This window comes from Falsiroseomonas sp. RANM36 (assembly GCF_056682175.1).
In genome coordinates, this window is sequence record NZ_JBWXTD010000004.1 from 96,808 (window position 1) to 111,766 (window position 14,959).

Annotated in this window: 16 protein-coding genes; 11 read left to right on the plus strand and 5 right to left on the minus strand. The window is 72.3% G+C overall.

Annotation, left to right across the window (positions count from 1 at the left end; translation table 11 throughout):
• Positions 1-99: 99 nt before the first annotated feature.
• Positions 100-1,254 (minus strand): fatty acid desaturase, encoded by a 1,155-nt coding sequence (locus AC1MIR_RS14215; RefSeq protein ID WP_480028851.1) that lies wholly within the window; start codon positions 1,252-1,254, stop codon positions 100-102.
• 711 nt (positions 1,255-1,965) lie between these two features.
• Between AC1MIR_RS14215 and AC1MIR_RS14220 the strand changes: the two genes are divergently transcribed.
• The 5 genes from AC1MIR_RS14220 (at position 1,966) to AC1MIR_RS14240 (ending at position 4,972) form a co-directional block, all read left to right on the plus strand.
• On the plus strand, positions 1,966-2,190 hold the full coding sequence (locus AC1MIR_RS14220) for a hypothetical protein (protein WP_480028852.1): 225 nt from the start codon (positions 1,966-1,968) through the stop codon (positions 2,188-2,190).
• Positions 2,190-3,560, plus strand: a complete 1,371-nt coding sequence (locus tag AC1MIR_RS14225; RefSeq protein WP_480028853.1) for an MmgE/PrpD family protein — start codon at positions 2,190-2,192, stop codon at positions 3,558-3,560. The genes AC1MIR_RS14220 and AC1MIR_RS14225 overlap by 1 nt, the downstream gene beginning before the upstream one ends.
• Positions 3,561-3,735: 175 nt before the next feature.
• Positions 3,736-3,936, plus strand: a complete 201-nt coding sequence (locus AC1MIR_RS14230) for a hypothetical protein (protein WP_480028854.1) — start codon at positions 3,736-3,738, stop codon at positions 3,934-3,936.
• Positions 3,937-4,001: 65 nt separating this feature from the next.
• Positions 4,002-4,553, plus strand: coding sequence for an NUDIX domain-containing protein (locus AC1MIR_RS14235; protein WP_480028855.1), 552 nt, complete (start codon positions 4,002-4,004; stop codon positions 4,551-4,553).
• Complete coding sequence (locus AC1MIR_RS14240; RefSeq protein ID WP_480028856.1) at positions 4,550-4,972, plus strand: hypothetical protein; 423 nt, start codon at positions 4,550-4,552, stop codon at positions 4,970-4,972. Before AC1MIR_RS14235 ends, AC1MIR_RS14240 begins: the two co-directional genes overlap by 4 nt.
• A 21-nt stretch (positions 4,973-4,993) precedes the next feature.
• On the opposite strand, the gene AC1MIR_RS14245 is transcribed toward AC1MIR_RS14240, so the two are convergent.
• Positions 4,994-5,794: a creatininase family protein gene (locus AC1MIR_RS14245; RefSeq protein WP_480028857.1), complete on the minus strand. Its 801-nt coding sequence runs from the start codon at positions 5,792-5,794 to the stop codon at positions 4,994-4,996.
• A gap of 130 nt (positions 5,795-5,924) precedes the next feature.
• On the opposite strand from AC1MIR_RS14245, the gene AC1MIR_RS14250 reads away from it, so the two are divergent.
• Positions 5,925-6,209 (plus strand): hypothetical protein, encoded by a 285-nt coding sequence (locus tag AC1MIR_RS14250; protein ID WP_480028858.1) that lies wholly within the window; start codon positions 5,925-5,927, stop codon positions 6,207-6,209.
• Complete coding sequence (locus tag AC1MIR_RS14255) at positions 6,209-6,520, plus strand: hypothetical protein (RefSeq protein ID WP_480028859.1); 312 nt, start codon at positions 6,209-6,211, stop codon at positions 6,518-6,520. Before AC1MIR_RS14250 ends, AC1MIR_RS14255 begins: the two co-directional genes overlap by 1 nt.
• Positions 6,521-6,526: 6 nt before the next feature.
• Here AC1MIR_RS14255 and ftsY read toward each other — a convergent pair whose 3' ends face one another.
• The 3 genes from ftsY to dapF form a co-directional block, all read right to left on the minus strand.
• Complete coding sequence (ftsY, locus tag AC1MIR_RS14260) at positions 6,527-7,426, minus strand: signal recognition particle-docking protein FtsY (RefSeq protein WP_480029545.1); 900 nt, start codon at positions 7,424-7,426, stop codon at positions 6,527-6,529.
• Positions 7,427-7,684: 258 nt separating this feature from the next.
• Positions 7,685-8,944 (minus strand): tRNA (N(6)-L-threonylcarbamoyladenosine(37)-C(2))-methylthiotransferase MtaB, encoded by a 1,260-nt coding sequence (mtaB, locus tag AC1MIR_RS14265; protein WP_480028860.1) that lies wholly within the window; start codon positions 8,942-8,944, stop codon positions 7,685-7,687.
• Positions 8,934-9,773 (minus strand): diaminopimelate epimerase, encoded by an 840-nt coding sequence (gene dapF / locus AC1MIR_RS14270; RefSeq protein WP_480028861.1) that lies wholly within the window; start codon positions 9,771-9,773, stop codon positions 8,934-8,936. The genes mtaB and dapF overlap by 11 nt, the downstream gene beginning before the upstream one ends.
• A 140-nt stretch (positions 9,774-9,913) precedes the next feature.
• Between dapF and AC1MIR_RS14275 the strand changes: the two genes are divergently transcribed.
• The 4 genes from AC1MIR_RS14275 to AC1MIR_RS14290 all read left to right on the plus strand — a co-directional run.
• Positions 9,914-11,467 (plus strand): ABC transporter substrate-binding protein, encoded by a 1,554-nt coding sequence (locus AC1MIR_RS14275; protein ID WP_480028862.1) that lies wholly within the window; start codon positions 9,914-9,916, stop codon positions 11,465-11,467.
• Positions 11,468-11,478: 11 nt separating this feature from the next.
• Positions 11,479-12,339, plus strand: a complete 861-nt coding sequence (locus AC1MIR_RS14280) for a metallophosphoesterase family protein (RefSeq protein WP_480028863.1) — start codon at positions 11,479-11,481, stop codon at positions 12,337-12,339.
• Between the two features lie 144 nt (positions 12,340-12,483).
• Positions 12,484-13,452 carry an ATP-grasp domain-containing protein gene (locus AC1MIR_RS14285; RefSeq protein ID WP_480028864.1) on the plus strand — a complete coding sequence of 323 codons (969 nt, stop codon included), beginning with the start codon at positions 12,484-12,486 and terminating at the stop codon, positions 13,450-13,452.
• A 131-nt stretch (positions 13,453-13,583) separates the two neighbouring features.
• Positions 13,584-14,959: HAMP domain-containing protein (locus tag AC1MIR_RS14290; protein ID WP_480028865.1), on the plus strand; the 1,376-nt coding region annotated here is incomplete at its 3' end.

Sequence of the window (14,959 nt, forward strand, 5' to 3'; positions counted from 1 at the left end):
GCGCCCCGCCTCCTCCCCCCCTCCCCGGGGCGCCGGTCGCCGCCGGGGCCCGCGACCCGCGCTGGAGAAGGCGCGGGCCCGATCCGGACAGTCTGTGCGTCAGCCCTCCTGGAGGCGGTGGCCGAAGACGAGGGAAGCGGCCTCATGCGTCGCCGGCTCCCGCCCGATCGTCGCGGGGGCGGTGGCGGCCAGGCTTGCCAGGCTGCGATCCACGGCGCGCATCAGGCCCCAGGCCTCGAAATAGCCGGTCGGGAAGCCGGGCGAGCCGTTGTCGAGGTCCTGCTGGCGCGCATGGATGTAGGTGGTCCAGCGCTTGGTCGCGGGACGGCGGTGATGGAAGTCGTGGCAGGGCGCGTCGCCGACCAGCACGAACAGGCGCACGAAGAGCTGCACGGTCAGCATGTTGGCCCACCAGCCGGCCCAGGCCATCGCGCCGGAGAGGCTGTTGGCCTTCTCGAGCGGCGGCTGCGCGCCCGGGAAGACGCCGCAGGTCGCGTGGCAGACGAATTCCTTGTCGCGCGCCGCGATCAGCTCGGCCTCGGGGAAGCTGTGCTCGACCAGGATCCGGAAGATCGTCGCGATCTGCAGCAGCACGGTGACGGGCAGCACCCAGGCGAGGAGGAACAGCCAGAAGGTCCCGGTCGCGACGGTGGCGACGATGGCAGCGGTCCAGGCGACGCGGCCGACCCAGTCATGCGCGGCATCGCCGGTGAAGAGGCTCGCCTGGATGCGGCGCGAGAGGAACTTCCAGTGGAACACCGGCGAGACGCAGGCGACGATCACCCGGCGCCACAGTTCGCGCTTGGAGAGGCCCGCCTCCAGGCCCAGCAGGCCGAGCACGAAGTCGGCGAACTCATCCTCCTCCGTCAGCAGCTTCTTCGCGCTGTGATGGATCATGTGCTCGCGCTGGTAGTCCTCGAAGCGCTTGAACAGCAGCAGGGCGGAAATGAGCCTGCCCGCGCGCCGGTTGCCTTCGCGCGTGGCGAAGACCGTGCCGTGCGAGCAATGATGGAAGATCACAACCTGGAATAGGCCGAGGCCGCAGCTCGTCGCGGTGAGCCCGACGGGCACCAGCAGCCAGAGCGCGAGTGCGGGCTCGCTCATGAGGAAGGGCAGCACCGTCAGGGCACAACCGCCGAGGATCCATGCCAGGGCGCCGAAGACGAAGGAGATCGCACTGCGCGAGGGGGCTTCCTCGCCGGGCGCGGGCTTCGCGGTCAACCATGTGAGGAAGGGCTGCAGATATGTCGGCAAGCGTACAGCCATGGCCTCGCGCGGGCTCGGAAGCTCGCGCGACAGGGGGAGATCGGCCTCGAGCGCCGCTTCCCTCTGGCTGGGCAGAACAAGCATAGGGGTTCTCCTGTCCGGAACAGTGATCGTTCGTCCTGATGCGCAACTGATCGCGCGAGAGTGTATTGACACACCTTTCGATTGATCTGGAGAGGAAAGTCGCTACCAACCCGACTTGACATCAAGCAGACCGAAGCGCGGTGGCCGTCGCGACACGGAACCCGCGTGTCAGGCCCGTCAATCCGCGTGACATGTGCCGAACTGGCGGCTTTCTGCCCTCCAGACAGTCTACAATGTCATGCAAGGTGCGGCCGTAGCCACGTCCGCATGACTGCCGAGAGCCACCTAAGCGGCAAGCAGGCCTCGCGTCAGCAGGCGCCGTGGCACTTCGTCAGGAAGTCTCATCTTCCGCAAAGCGTTCCTCGTTTTGAACAAGGTCCGGCGCATCACCGGAGCGCCCACAACTGCAGAACACCGCGATCAGAGACCAACAACTTACGCGCGCATATCCCCACGCGGCAGCACGCCTTCCCTCCTGCCCGGATTCGCGACCCTCGCGCGCGACGGCCGGCAAGCCCGCCGTGGCGCTTTCCGGCGGCCGCGATGCTGGCGATCCGCGTCTCCGGCGGGTCCGCCACGACGGGGGGATGCCTCGCCGTCGGGAGGTCGCTCGTCGTGCGCGCCCGGTCCGCGTCGCGCTTCGCCGGCGTGCCGACGCTGCCGCTTGTGCTCGGCGTGCCGCTCGGCTTCATGGTGCGGAGCGACCACCGGCGCGGCCGACCGATCCCGGGCGGCGACCAGGCGGTGTTCCTGCAGGATAGGGTCGCGCTCATCCTGCCGAGCCTGGCCGCGGCGCTGGCGGCCTGGTCCCTGTGGCGAGAATTCGGAAGGACGACATGATGGCAAAGGCGGTGGCCGAAGGGCCGACGGTCGCGGAGCGGCTGGCGGAGGCGGCGCTGGCCGCGCGGCCCGATGCGGCGGTGCGCGAGACCTGCGAGCGGCTGCTGATGGACATCATCGGCCTCTGCGTCGCCGCGCGCGGCACGGACTACGTGGCCGCCACGCTCGGCGCGGCCGAGGGCGAAGGCGCCTGCACCGCCTTCGGGCATGCGGGCGGCTACGGCTCCACCGATGCGGCGATCGTCAACGGCACCGCCTCCCACGGCGAGGACTATGACGACACCTTCGAAGGCGGGCCGATCCATTCGGGCGTGGTGATCGTGCCGGCGGTGCTCGCCGCCGCCGAACGCTTCGGCCTCTCGGGCGCCGACGTGCTGCGCGGCCTGGCGGTGGGCGCGGAGGCGGCGTGCCGGCTCTCCACCGTGGTGCCGAAGGCGGTGCACAAGTCGGGCTTCCATCCCACCTGCGTCTTCGGCGCGCCGGCCGCGGCGCTGGCCGTCGCGGTCGCGATGAGGCTGACGCCGCGACAGGTGGTGGACGCCATCGGGATCTCGGGTTCGATGGCATCGGGCATCATCGAGTACCTGACCGACGGCGCCTGGACCAAGCGGCTGCATCCGGGCTGGGCGGCGCAGGCCGGGCTGCGGGCCGCGCTGCTGGCGAAGGGCGGCTTCTTCGGCCCGCGCACCGTCTTCGAAGGGCCGCACGGCCTCTTCAACGGCTTCACCCACACCACCGATTGCGACTGGGGCCGGCTGCTGGACGGCTTCGGCCACGACTGGGTCGCCTCCACCATCGCCTTCAAGCCCTGGGCCAACGGCACCATGGTGCAGCCCTTCGTGGATTGCGCGGTGAAGCTGCGGGCGCGCGGCCTGAAGGCCGAGGACATCGCCGCGATCACCTGCGAGACCGCCGAGGGCATCCTGCACCGGCTGTGGGAGCCGCTGGCCTCCAAGCAGGCGCCGCCGAATGCCTATGCGGCCAAGTTCAGCACCCCCTATGGCATCGCGGCCGGGCTGATCCTGGGCGGCGCGGGGCTCGAAGCCTTCACGGAGGAGATGGTGATGCGCCCCGACCTGCGCGCCCTCTGCGCCAAGGTCAGCTATGTCGTGGACCCGCAGAACCCCTATCCGCGCGCCTATACCGGCCATGTCCGCGCCACGCTCCGCGACGGCACCGTGGTGGAGGAACGGCAGGCCAATCTCCGCGGCGGCGCCGCCGACCCGCTCTCCCGCGCGGAGATCGAGGCGAAGGCGCGCGACAATTGCCGCCATGGCGGGTGGGATGCGGCGCGGGCCGAGGCGGTGATCGCCTTCGGCGCCCGCGCCTTCGACCTGCCGATGCTGGATCTGCGGCCCTTCAGGGGCTGAACGGGGGCGGGCGCCGTTCATGCCTCGGCAGGATCTGCGCCCTTTCCACCACTGGTTGCTGGATCGTTAACGCGGGCCTGCCGCATCCTGCGGCATGCGCCCGATCGGTCCAGGCCTGCGCGACCCACGCCCCCGCTTAACGCGGCATTCAGACCTGCGGCCCATCATACTGCGCATGATCAGCATGAACTCCCTTGCCGCCTTCACGGCCGAGGTCTCGCGCTTCCAGGGCCCGGCCCAGGCCCGTGCGGCGACCGCCGCCAGCCCTGTCGCCGGCGCCCCGGCCGCGTCCGAGTCGCCGCGGCGCCTCGATGCGCTGCCGCCGCCGCCGGCCACGCCCCTGCCCCGCGGATCGCTGCTCGACGTGAAGGTCTGACCGGCCGCGCGCGACGGCGCGCCGCATGCCTTGCCGGCGCGACGCCGGCACCCCAAGCTTCGCGCATGTCCTCCGCCAGCAACTTCGTCCGCCGGATCCCGGAAGGGGAAGACCGCGAGCGGCTGACCTGCCCCGATTGCGGCTTCATCGCCTACGAGAACCCGAAGATCGTCACCGGCTCCGTGGTGGTGCATGAGGGGCGGGTCCTGCTCTGCCGCCGCGCCATCGAGCCGCGCCGCGGCTTCTGGACCATCCCGGCCGGCTACATGGAGATGGGCGAGACGGTCGAGGAAGCCGCCCGACGCGAAGCGCGGGAGGAAGCCTGCGCCGAGATCGCCATCGAGGGCATGCTCGCCCTCTACTCCATCGCGCGCATCGGCCAGGTGCAGGTGCTCTTCCGTGCCCGGCTCGCCACGCCGGGCTTCGCGGCCGGCCCGGAAAGCCTGGAGGTGCGGCTGTTCGACTGGGACGGGATCCCGTGGGACGATCTGGCCTTCCCCTCGGTGCACTGGGTGCTGCGGGCCTGGCGGGAGGTCGGCGATGGCCCGCTCGGCGCCCCGCGCGCCAACCCGCCCGAGGATCCGCGCGGCGTGCATCGGCTTGGCCACGCCGGATGACGCTGCGGCCCGCCCTGTCGCTGCTGCTCGCGGTCCTGGCGACGGCGGCCTGCACGCCGGCACCGCCTCCGGCCGAGCTTGCCGCGGCCAGCCCGGCCGCGCTGCCGGCCACGGCGGCACTGCCGCTCAGCGTCGGGCAGCCGATCAGTCTGGGCGCGGGCGGCGCCGCCGCGGCGGCAGAGCCCGCCCCCGTGCCGAACCGGGAGATCGAGGCGCCGCCGGAGCGCAACAGCGATCCCCTTGCCCCGCGCATCGAGCCGATGGTGCTGCGCCAGGACCGCCCGCAAGGGATGACCTTCGGCCGCGAGCATATCCGCGAAACCGCCCCGGACCGGTCGCTCGAAACCCTGGTGCCCGGGATGCGCCTGCCCTTCGACGACGTCGTGCCGGGCGCGCGGGTGAGAATTCCCTTCGAGTAGCCACGCCGCCGGCCGGCGGGGTCAGCCTCGCGCCGCCTGCGCCCGCCCCGCTGCCCACACCGCGTCCGGCGCCCGCCAGATCGCGCCGTCGCGCAGCATGGCGGCCAGGCCTTCGGCCATCGCCTCGAAGATCGCCCGGCCCTTCTCCGGCGTCGCCGCGCGGGGATCGCCGCGCACGCCCGTCACCGGAGCGCGCTCGGCGAAGGACCAGAAGCGCGTCGCGGCCGCGTCCCCCGCCGCGAAGCCGCCCGGCGAGACGCTGTGCGCCAGCTGGTCGGCGCGCACCTGCGCCGGGTCGAGATGCAGCCAGAGGCTCGTCTCGCCCTCGCAGGCGTGCTGGATGCCGGATTGCGTCGTCAGCGCCGCCGAGACCGCCTGCGGCGCCAGCTTGGTGATGGTGGTGGTGACCACCGGGATGCCGAATTCATGCGCGAGTTCCCGCGCGCTGACCGCCAGGGGCTCGATGTTGCCGCCGTGGCTGTTGAGCAGGAACAGCCGCCGGAACCCGTCGGCCATGATGGAGCGCGTCACGCAGCGCAGCACCGCGGCGAAGGTCGCGTAGTCCAGGCTGACGGTGCCCCCGAAGGGGAAATGGTGCTCCGAGAGGCCCATCCACATCGGCGGCAGCACGACCGCGGGCAGTTCGTCGGCCAGCTCCGCGCCGCGGATCGCGACCGCATGGCCGATGAAGCTGTCGGTCCAGACCGGCAGATGCGGCCCATGCTGCTCCAGGCTGGCGACCGGCAGCACCACGACCGCATCGCGCGCGGCCAGCGCGCGGAGTTCGGGCGCCGTCAGGCGTTCCCATCGGACCTCGGCCATGCGTCGTCTCCTTCGTCGGGCCGCCAGGATGCGCCGGCGGGCGCGGCGCGCAAGACAGCGCGTTTCCGGCACGACACAAACGAAGCGGCACTGCAATGCAGTCCCGCCGGGCAGCCGCTACGCTCGTTGCATGATCCTGCAAGCCATCCTGTTCGGCATGAGCTGGCTGACGCTCGGCGTCATCCTGTTCTTCTTCCTCTGGGGCCTGTCGGACGGCACGGTCTCCGCCGGCAACATCCTGCTCTGGGCGGCCCTCATCGCGGTGCCCTCCGCGATCCTCTGGGCCGCCACGACGTTGCGGGCGAAGGGGCGGCGCGGCGCCGCCATGGCGCTGGCCGGCGTGCTGGCCGTGCCGGCGCTGCTGGCCGGCATCGTGATCCTCGTCTTCATCATCGCCCCGCCGCGGTGGCACTGATGCGACCGGTCTGGGCCTGGCGGCTGATGATGCTGGTGGCGATCCCCTCGCTCGCGCTCTTCGCGATCTCGGTCGCCTCGCAGCTGCCCTACGTGCTTGCCGATCCCACCCACAAGGACCGCGAGGGCGTGCTGCTCTGGGCCGCGGTGGTCGTGGCGGCCGCGCTCAGCCTGGTCGCCAGCCTGCTCTTCCGCCTGCGCGGACGCATGACGCCGGCGATCCTGCTGGTGGCGGTGGTGGCGCTGCCCGCGCTCGCGCTGATCGGCTTCTTCCTGCTGATCGTCGGGATGTTCATCCTGAAGGGGAACTGAGGGCGCTCAGTCGAGCCCCACCAGGCCGCGGGCGAAGTCGCGCGCGGTGAAGGGACGCAAATCGTCGGCCTTCTCGCCGACGCCGACGAAATGCACCGGCAGGCCGAATTCCTGCGCCAGCGCCACGACGACGCCGCCCTTGGCGCTGCCGTCGAGCTTCGTCACGGCGAGGCCATCCACCTCCACCATCTCCCGGAAGACCTTCACCTGGCTCAGCGCGTTCTGGCCGGTGGTGGCGTCGAGCGTCAGCAGCACGGAATGCGGCGCGGTCTCGTCCAGGCGGCGGATCACGCGGATGATCTTGCGCAGCTCCTCCATCAGCGCCGACTTGTTGTGCAGCCGGCCGGCGGTGTCGATGAGCAGCACGTCCATGCCCTCGGCCTTCGCGCGCGCCAGCGCGTCATGCGCGAGGCCCGCGGCATCCGCGCCCATCTTCGCCGGCGCCACCACCGGGCATCCCGTCCGCTCGCCCCAGATCTGCAACTGCTCCACGGCGGCGGCCCGGAAGGTGTCGCCGGCGGCGAGCATCACCTGGAGACCCTCGCGCCGATACTGCTGGCCGAGCTTGGCGATGGTGGTGGTCTTGCCGGTGCCGTTGACGCCAACCACCAGCACGACATGCGGCGCGCGCGCCGGCTGGATCTCCAGCGGCTTCGCGACGGGCACCAGGATCTCGGCGATGCTCTCGGCCAGCGCCGCCTTCACCTCCTCGTCGGTGACCTCCTTCCCGAAGCGCGTCCTGCGGAAGCCGTCCACGATGCGCCGCGCGGCCGGCAGGCCGAGATCGGCGGTGATCAGCGTCTCCTCCAGCTCCTCGAGCGCCTCGTCGTCGAGGCGGCGCTTGCGGAAGACGGTGGTGATCGTCTCCGTCAGGCGTGCGGTGGAGCGCGAGAGGCCGGCCTTCAGCCGGGCGAGCCAGCCGCCGCGCTGTTCGGTCTCGGGGCTTGGCGCGGGCGGTGCCTCGGGCGCCGCGGCGGCGGGCAGGTCGCGCGGCAAAGCCTCGGGCGGCCTTGGCGGAGGCGGGGCGGAAGCGGGCGGAGCGGAGGCAGGCAGGGTGGATGGTGGCGGGGCCTGCGGCTCCGGCGCGGCGGCCGGCTCCGGCGGGCCGCCTTCCGGCGCGTCCCGCCCGCGCAGCCGATCCCAGATTCCCTTGAGCGCCATGCGTCAGGCCGCCTTTCCGATCAGGCCGTCATCGTCGGCGGCCAGGATCCGCAGCAGGTGCAGTTCGCCCCGCCGGCCTTCCTGCCCCGCCATGCGGACCGGCGCGAAATGTGTGCTGTGGCCGCGGTCGGGCCCTTCCAGAAGCACCTGCTCCGTCGCACCGATGCGGCTTGCGAAGAAGCTGCGCGCCGCGCGCCGACCGGCCTCCCGCAGCCGGCCCGCGCGCTCGCGTCGCAGGGCGACCGGCAATTGCGGCATCCGTGCCGCGGGCGTGCCGGGGCGTTCGGAATAGGGAAACACGTGCAGGAAGGTGAGGCCGCAGCTCCCGACCATGTCGAGCATGGCGGCGAACTGCGCCTCCGTCTCGGTCGGGAAGCCGGCGATCAGGTCGGCGCCGAAGACGATGTCCGGCCTGAGCCGCCGCGCGCGGTCGCACAGCGCCTGCGCGTCGGCGCGCAGATGGCGGCGCTTCATGCGCTTGAGGATCAGGTCGTCGCCATGCTGCAGCGAGAGATGCAGATGCGGCATCAGCCGCGGCTCCTCCGCGATCAGGCGCCAGAGCTCGTCATCCATCCCGGCCGGATCGAGCGAGGAGAGGCGCAGGCGTTGCAGCTCCGGCACCAGCGCCAGCAGCCGCCGCAGCATCTGGCCGAGCGTGGGCGCGCCAGGCAGATCGGGGCCGTAGCTCGTGATGTCCACGCCGGTCAGCACCACCTCGGCATGGCCGCGCGCCACCAGCGCGCGCACCTGTTCGACGATGGCGCCCATCGGGACGCTGCGCGACGGGCCTCGGCCAAAGGGGATCACGCAGAAGGTGCAGCGATGGTCGCAGCCCTGCTGCACCTGCACGAGAGCGCGGGCGCGGCCGGCGAGATCGGTCACCGGTTCCGCCGCCGCCCCGGTTTGCGCCCCGGTCGCCGCGCGGGTCGCCACGCCGGGCTCCGCCGCCGGCCCGTCGGGCGCGGCCCAGCTCGCCGGGTTCAGCTTGTCGGCATTGCCGAGCACCCGCGCGACGCCGGGCAAGGCGGCCCACCCGGCGGGCGCGATCTGCGCGGCACAGCCTGTCACGATGATGCGCCGCCCGGGATGCGCGCGCGCCGCACGGCGGATCGCCTGGCGCGCCTGTCGCTCGGCCTCGGCGGTGACGGCGCAGGTGTTGACGATGATCGCATCCCCCTGCCCGGCCTTCGCCGCGAGGTCGCGCATCGCCTCCGACTCGAAGGCGTTGAGCCGGCAACCGAAGGTCAGGACCTCAGGCCGCATGGCGCGCCAGATCGAGCATCCCGGTGAAGGCGGTGGCCACCGGGCCGGTCATCAGCACATGCCCGTCCTCCCGCCATTCCATCTCGAGCGGCCCGCCGGGCAAATGCACCGTCGCGCGCCGGCCGGTCAGTCCGCGCCGCGCCGCGTTGACGATGGCGGCGCAGGCGCCGGAGCCGCAGGCGAGCGTCATCCCCGCGCCGCGTTCCCACATCGCCAGCCGGATGCGGTCGGGCGACAGCACCTGCGCGAAGCCGATATTCGCCCGCGCCGGAAACAGCGGATGGCGTTCGAGTTGCGGGCCGATCTCCGCCACCGGAATGGCGTCGAGGTCCTGCACGAAGAAGGTCGCGTGCGGATTGCCCATGGAGCAGGCGGCGGGGTCGGCGACCGGGCCGAGGGCGAGCGGCAGGTGCAGCGTGTCCATCTCGCGCGCCAGCGGCACCTCCTGCCAGCCGAGCCGCGCCGGGCCCATGTCGGCGCGCCAGAGATCCTGGCCGCCTTTGGCAGGCAGTCGCTCGACCGGCAGGTCGCCGGCGATGGTGCGCACCACCACGCGGTCCTTCCCGGCCTCCTCCGCGACCAGCGAGGCGATGCAGCGCGTGGCATTGCCGCAGGCGCCGGCCTCCGACCCGTCGGGGTTGAGGATGCGCATGAAGACGTCCGCGCCGGGGGGCGGCGGCTCCATCACGATGAGCTGGTCGAAGCCGACGCCCCGGTGGCGGTCGCCGATGGCACGCGCCGCCTCGGCCGTGACCGGCAGCGGGCGGGCGCGCGCATCCAGCACGACGAAATCGTTGCCGAGGCCATGCATCTTGCGGAAGGGAACCATGGTGGACGGGGATATAGGCGGCGCGCGCCCCGGCCGGAACCCGCCGCCCCGGCGGGCCACCGTCACGCCCCTCTCATGCGGCCGTCACGCGCCTGTCGCCAGCCGCGCCTAGCCTCCCGCACCGTCAAGGAGGTTGACGCATGGCAATCCGACGTCGGGCGCTCATGGCCGCCCCGCTGGCCCTCCCCGCCCTGCTGCCGCGCGTGGCCGGCGCCCAGGCGGACAGCCGCCCGGTGCTGCGCATCGCCGTGCAGGCCCTGCCGCCCACGCTCGAGCCGCTGGAGGCAATCTCCAATGTCGGCCTGCGGATCACCTACAACGTCTTCGATACGCTGTGGCGCCGCGACTTCGCCCGCGAGGCGCGCGAGGGCGGCCAGCACCTGACCCCCTTCGTCGCGACCTCGCTGACCCGGCGCGACCCGCTCACCTGGGTGGCGGAGCTGCGCACCGATATCCGCCTGCAGGACGGCACGCTGCTGACCAGCGCCGACGTGCTCTCCACCTTCTCCGCCGAGCGGATGTGGGGCGAGCGCACCCAGACCTTCGAGGGCCGGGTCAATTTCGGCCATCTCGCCGGGGTGGAGGCCGAGGGGCCGCACCGCGTGGCGTTCCGCACCAGGTCTCCCGACCCGGTGATGCCGCAGCGCCTCGCCGCCTATGGCGGCTGGATCCATTCCGCGGCCTTCTACGATGCCCAGGGCCTGGAGGGCATGCGTCGCGCCCCGGTCGGCAGCGGTCCCTATCGCGTCGCCGGCTTCCAGCGCGACCAGCGCGTGGTGCTCGAAGCGCATGACGCCTACTGGGGTGGCCGTCCGCCGGTGCGCCAGATCGTCTTCACCGCGGTGCCGGAGGCGTCCTCCCGCCTCGCCGGGCTGCATGCCGGCGACTACGACCTCGTCACCAACCTGCTGCCGGAACAGGCGCAGGGCCTGGCGCGCGACGCGCGTGTGGAAGGCGTGGAGGTGCCGCTCGATTTCGCGCACATCCTCTACTACGACACGCGCCGCGGCCCGCTGCGCGATGCGCGGGTGCGCCAGGGCCTGAACCACGCGGTGGACTACGACACGCTCGGCCGCAGCCTCTGGGGCGAGGGCTACCGGCGCATGGCGGCGCTGCAGATCCCATCCTTCGGCGATCTCTACGACGCCGACCGCAAGGGCTTCACCTACGATCCGGACCGCGCAAGGCGCCTGCTGCGCGAAGGCGGCTATGGCGGGGAGGAGCTGATCATCCGCATCGCGCCGAACTACTACCTGCAGATGCTGCAGGCGGTGCAGGTGATCCAGGAGATGTGGCGCGCCGTCGGCGTCAACACCAGGCTCGAGACGCGCGAGAACCTGGCTTCCGTCACCCAGCCCGGCGCCGATATCCGGCCGACCTCCATCGCCTTCCGCTTCCCCGATCCGCTCGGCGGCGGGCTCGCCGTGCATCTTTCGAAGGAATACTCGCTGCAGCGGAGCGGCTTCTGGCAGCCCGCGCGCTACAATGCGATCGTGGACGCGCTGCGCCTCGCCACCGCGCCGGAGGATCGCAGGCGACTGTGGCTGGCGCTGCTCGACGAATACGAGGCCGAGGCGCCCGCGCTGATCCTCTATCCGGTGCGCGAATACATCGGGAAGCGGCGCGACCTGCGCTGGTCGCATCCCCCGCTCTACTACATGGATTTCCGCGCCACGAACCTGGCCTTCGGCTGAGGAGCAGACCCGTGTCGAAGATCGTCTTCCTGTCCGACCTGCATCTCTCCCACACGCACGGCTTCTTCTGGGACAACTTCCGGCGCGCACGCGACGCCACGAATGCGTCGGAAGCCGATGTGGTGATCGTCACCGGCGACCTCTGCATAAACGGCCCCGACAGCGACGCGGAGATGCAGTTCGCAGCCCAGGCGCTGGAGGGCCTGGAAGCGCGTGTCTTCGCCCTGCCCGGCAACCACGATGTCGGTGACGAGCCGCCCGGCCAGGACCCGGCGCAGATCGTGGACGAGGCGCGCCTGGCCCGCTGGGACGCGGCCTTCGCCACGGACCGCTTCGCGATCGAGGCCGGCGCCTGGCGCCTGATCGGCGTCAACGCGCAGCTCTTCGGCTCCGGCCTGCCGCGCGAGGCGGAGCAGGACGCCTGGCTGGATGAGGAGCTCGCCGGCGCGCGCGGCCGCCCGGTCGCGCTCGTGCTGCACAAGCCGCTCTTCGTCGAGCATGCGGCGGAGGACGCGCCGACCGTCTCCTCGCTGAACCGCGCGCCGCGCGCGGCGCGGCTGGCGAAGCTGGAGGCGGCCGGGGTGCGCATGGTCATCAGCGGCCACCTGCATGCCAGCCGCGACCGGGTGGTGGACGGCATCCGCCATCTCTGGCTGCCGGCCTGCGCCTTCCTCGGCGCCGGGTCGCATGGCGGCACGCCGGCAGTGGGTGCGGTCAGCGTGGATTTCGCGGCGGCGGAGGCGGTCGTGGCGCCGCTGCCCGGGCTGGAGCTGACGCCCTTCGTGCTGGCCGAGATCAAGCAGCATGGTCGCTGGGCGTTCCTGCGCGACATGCCGCCCTGCCCGCCCGACATGGCCAGCGCGGCGGAGTAGGGTTTGCGGCGATCCGGGTTTCGGGGAGCAGGACCAGCCCTGCGCCACGAGCAGCGCAAAAGGAAAATCTTTCTTCATTCTGCCCTCTTGCGGCCGCCCGGAAGACGATTTTTCTAACGGCTCGTTTCCTCAGCGAGGCCGGTCATGTCCGCCATCCATGTGCTCCATGAGAACGACGCCTGGGTCGTGCCGCTGCGTGCCGCCTTCGCGGCGCAGGGCGCGCGGCATGAGGAGTGGTTCCTCGACACCGGCCTGCTCGACCTCACGCAGCCGCCGCCGGAGGGCGTGTTCTACAACCGCATGAGCGCGAGCTCCCACACGCGCGACCACACCTACGCGCCCGAATACGCCGGCGCCGTGATCGAATGGCTCGAGCGGCACGGCCGCGCCGTGGTGAACGGGCGCCGCGCGCTGCAGCTCGAACTCTCCAAGGTCGCGCAGTACCAGGCGCTGGCGGCGCATGGCATCCCGACGCCCGAGACCATCGCCGTCATCGGCGCGCAGCACATCCCGGAAGCGGCGCAAAAGCTCGGATACCCGCTGATCCTGAAGCACAACCGCGCCGGCAAGGGCCTCGGCGTGCGGCTGGTGCGCAGCGCGGAGGGGCTGCGCCAGGCGCTGGACCTGCTCGCCGCCGATGCCGACCCGCATGCGCATCCGCGCGACGGCATCTGGCTGGTGCAGCGCTACATCGAGGCGCCGGAGCCCTGCATCACGCGGGCAGAGTTCATCGGCGGCAGGTTCCTCTACGCCGTGCGCGTGGACACCTCGGAGGGTTTCGAGCTCTGCCCCGCCGATGCCTGCCAGGCCGGCGAGGGCGAGGTCTGCCCCGCCGTGGCCGCGGGCGAGAAATTCCGCATCCTGGATGGCTTCGCCCATCTGCTGATCCACCGGATGGAGGCCTTCCTGGTGGCGAACGGGATCGGCGTCGGCGCGATCGAGTTCATCACCGACCGCCAGGGGCGGACCTTCGCCTACGACGTGAACACCAACACGAACTACAACGCCGAGGCCGAGCGCCGCGCGGGACGCGAGGGCGCGCGCACCGGCATGGGGGCGGTCGCCGCGCATCTGGTCGCGCTCGCGGCGCGCGAGGTCCAGGCCGCCGCCTGAGTCGGCCCGATGAGCGGAGGGGCTTCAGACCCGGAGGTCTGAATCGGTCCGCCCGACATGCCAAACGGCCGTAACGGGACCTTTACCGCACCCGTGGCAGACGCCGCATCGTCTGACACAGGGACTTCTGCATGAGGTCTTTGCTTCCCGGGGTACTGGCGGGCCTCCGCCCGCGCCTCGCGCTGCTTGCCATCCTGCCTGCCATCGCGGGCGTGCTGCTGGTCGCCTTCGCGAGCAGCAGCGCGCTGCACGACCTCCGCACCGAGCGGACCAACGGCATGGCACGGTTCAGCCTGGAACGCGCCGAGCGGGCGGTCGCGGAACGGATCGCCGGGCTGCACGCCCTTGCGATCGGCGCGGCGCAGCGACCGGACATCGGCGCGGCCCTCGCCGCCGGCGACCGGGCGGCGCTCCGCGCGCAGGCGGTCGCGCTGTTCGAGGCGCTGCGCGGCGCCGATGCGACCCTCAACGTGCTCGAGGTGACGGATGCCGGCGGGCGCGTCGCGATGCGGGGCCACGATCCCGCCGTCTTCGGCGACGACAAGTCGGCCGCGCCGGATGTCGCGCGCGCCCTTCGCGGCGAGGCCGCGCTCGGCGTCGCCTTCTCCACCACCAGCCGCCGCTTCGCCTTCGCCGCCGTGCTGCCGATCCGGCAGGACGGGCGCGTGATCGGGACGCTGCGGATCGGCAGCCGGCTCGATGCCGGGACCGCGCGTGAACTGTCAGCGATGACCGGCACGCATGTGCTGCTGTTCGACCGGAACGGCCTGATCGCCTCCAGCCTCGAGGGCGTCTCGGCCGCGGCACTGCCGGCAGGCCTTGCCGAGGCGCGCGCGCCGGTCGGGTTCGCGCTGGTGCCGGGGATGCCCGTGCTGGCGCTGGCGCACCCGCTGCGCGATGCGGCCGGCGCGGCCATCGGCGCGATCGCCGTCGCCTACGACATGACGCCCTGGATGGCGACGGAGCGGCAGAAGCTGCTCATGGTCGGCGGCATTGCCCTGCTGATCCTGGTCGCGGCCATCGCCGCGGGCCTGCTTGCCGCGCGGAACATCGCGCGCCCGCTGGCACGCCTCGGCGAGACAATGGCGGCGATCGCCGGCGGCCGGCTCGACACGCCGATCCAAGGCCGCGACCGGCGCGACGAGATCGGCGCGATGGCCCGCGCGCTCGAGGTCTTCCGTGATGCGACCGCGGCGCGCGCGAATCTGGAGGCCGAGGCGGCCGAAAGCCGCGCCGAGCAGGAACGCCGCGCCAGGGCGATCGACGGCTATACCCAGGAATTCGGCGCGGCGCTCAGCGGCGTGATGCGCAGCCTGGGCGGCGCGGCGGACAACATGGCGCGCTGCGCCACCGGCATGGCGGCGAGCGCGACCCAGACCGAGGCGCGCGCCGTCGAGACCGCGGAGAGCGCAGAGGCCTCGGTGGGCGATCTCGGCTCGGTGGCGGCCGCCCCCCAGCCGCAGACCCCCCGCCGGGGGCGGGTAGCGCCCCACGGCCGCCCCCCCCC

Bases quoted from the DNA above. Each gene is read 5' to 3' on its own strand.
- AC1MIR_RS14225 (WP_480028853.1), top strand. From the start codon at position 2,190: ATGGCAAAGGCGGTGGCCGAAGGGCCGACGGTCGCGGAGCGGCTGGCG.
- AC1MIR_RS14230 (WP_480028854.1), top strand. From the start codon at position 3,736: ATGATCAGCATGAACTCCCTTGCCGCCTTCACGGCCGAGGTCTCGCGC.
- AC1MIR_RS14235 (WP_480028855.1), top strand. From the start codon at position 4,002: ATGTCCTCCGCCAGCAACTTCGTCCGCCGGATCCCGGAAGGGGAAGAC.
- AC1MIR_RS14240 (WP_480028856.1), top strand. From the start codon at position 4,550: ATGACGCTGCGGCCCGCCCTGTCGCTGCTGCTCGCGGTCCTGGCGACG.
- AC1MIR_RS14245 (WP_480028857.1), bottom strand. From the start codon at position 5,794: ATGGCCGAGGTCCGATGGGAACGCCTGACGGCGCCCGAACTCCGCGCG.
- AC1MIR_RS14250 (WP_480028858.1), top strand. From the start codon at position 5,925: ATGATCCTGCAAGCCATCCTGTTCGGCATGAGCTGGCTGACGCTCGGC.
- AC1MIR_RS14255 (WP_480028859.1), top strand. From the start codon at position 6,209: ATGCGACCGGTCTGGGCCTGGCGGCTGATGATGCTGGTGGCGATCCCC.
- mtaB (WP_480028860.1), bottom strand. From the start codon at position 8,944: ATGCGGCCTGAGGTCCTGACCTTCGGTTGCCGGCTCAACGCCTTCGAG.
- dapF (WP_480028861.1), bottom strand. From the start codon at position 9,773: ATGGTTCCCTTCCGCAAGATGCATGGCCTCGGCAACGATTTCGTCGTG.
- AC1MIR_RS14275 (WP_480028862.1), top strand. From the start codon at position 9,914: ATGGCAATCCGACGTCGGGCGCTCATGGCCGCCCCGCTGGCCCTCCCC.
- AC1MIR_RS14285 (WP_480028864.1), top strand. From the start codon at position 12,484: ATGTCCGCCATCCATGTGCTCCATGAGAACGACGCCTGGGTCGTGCCG.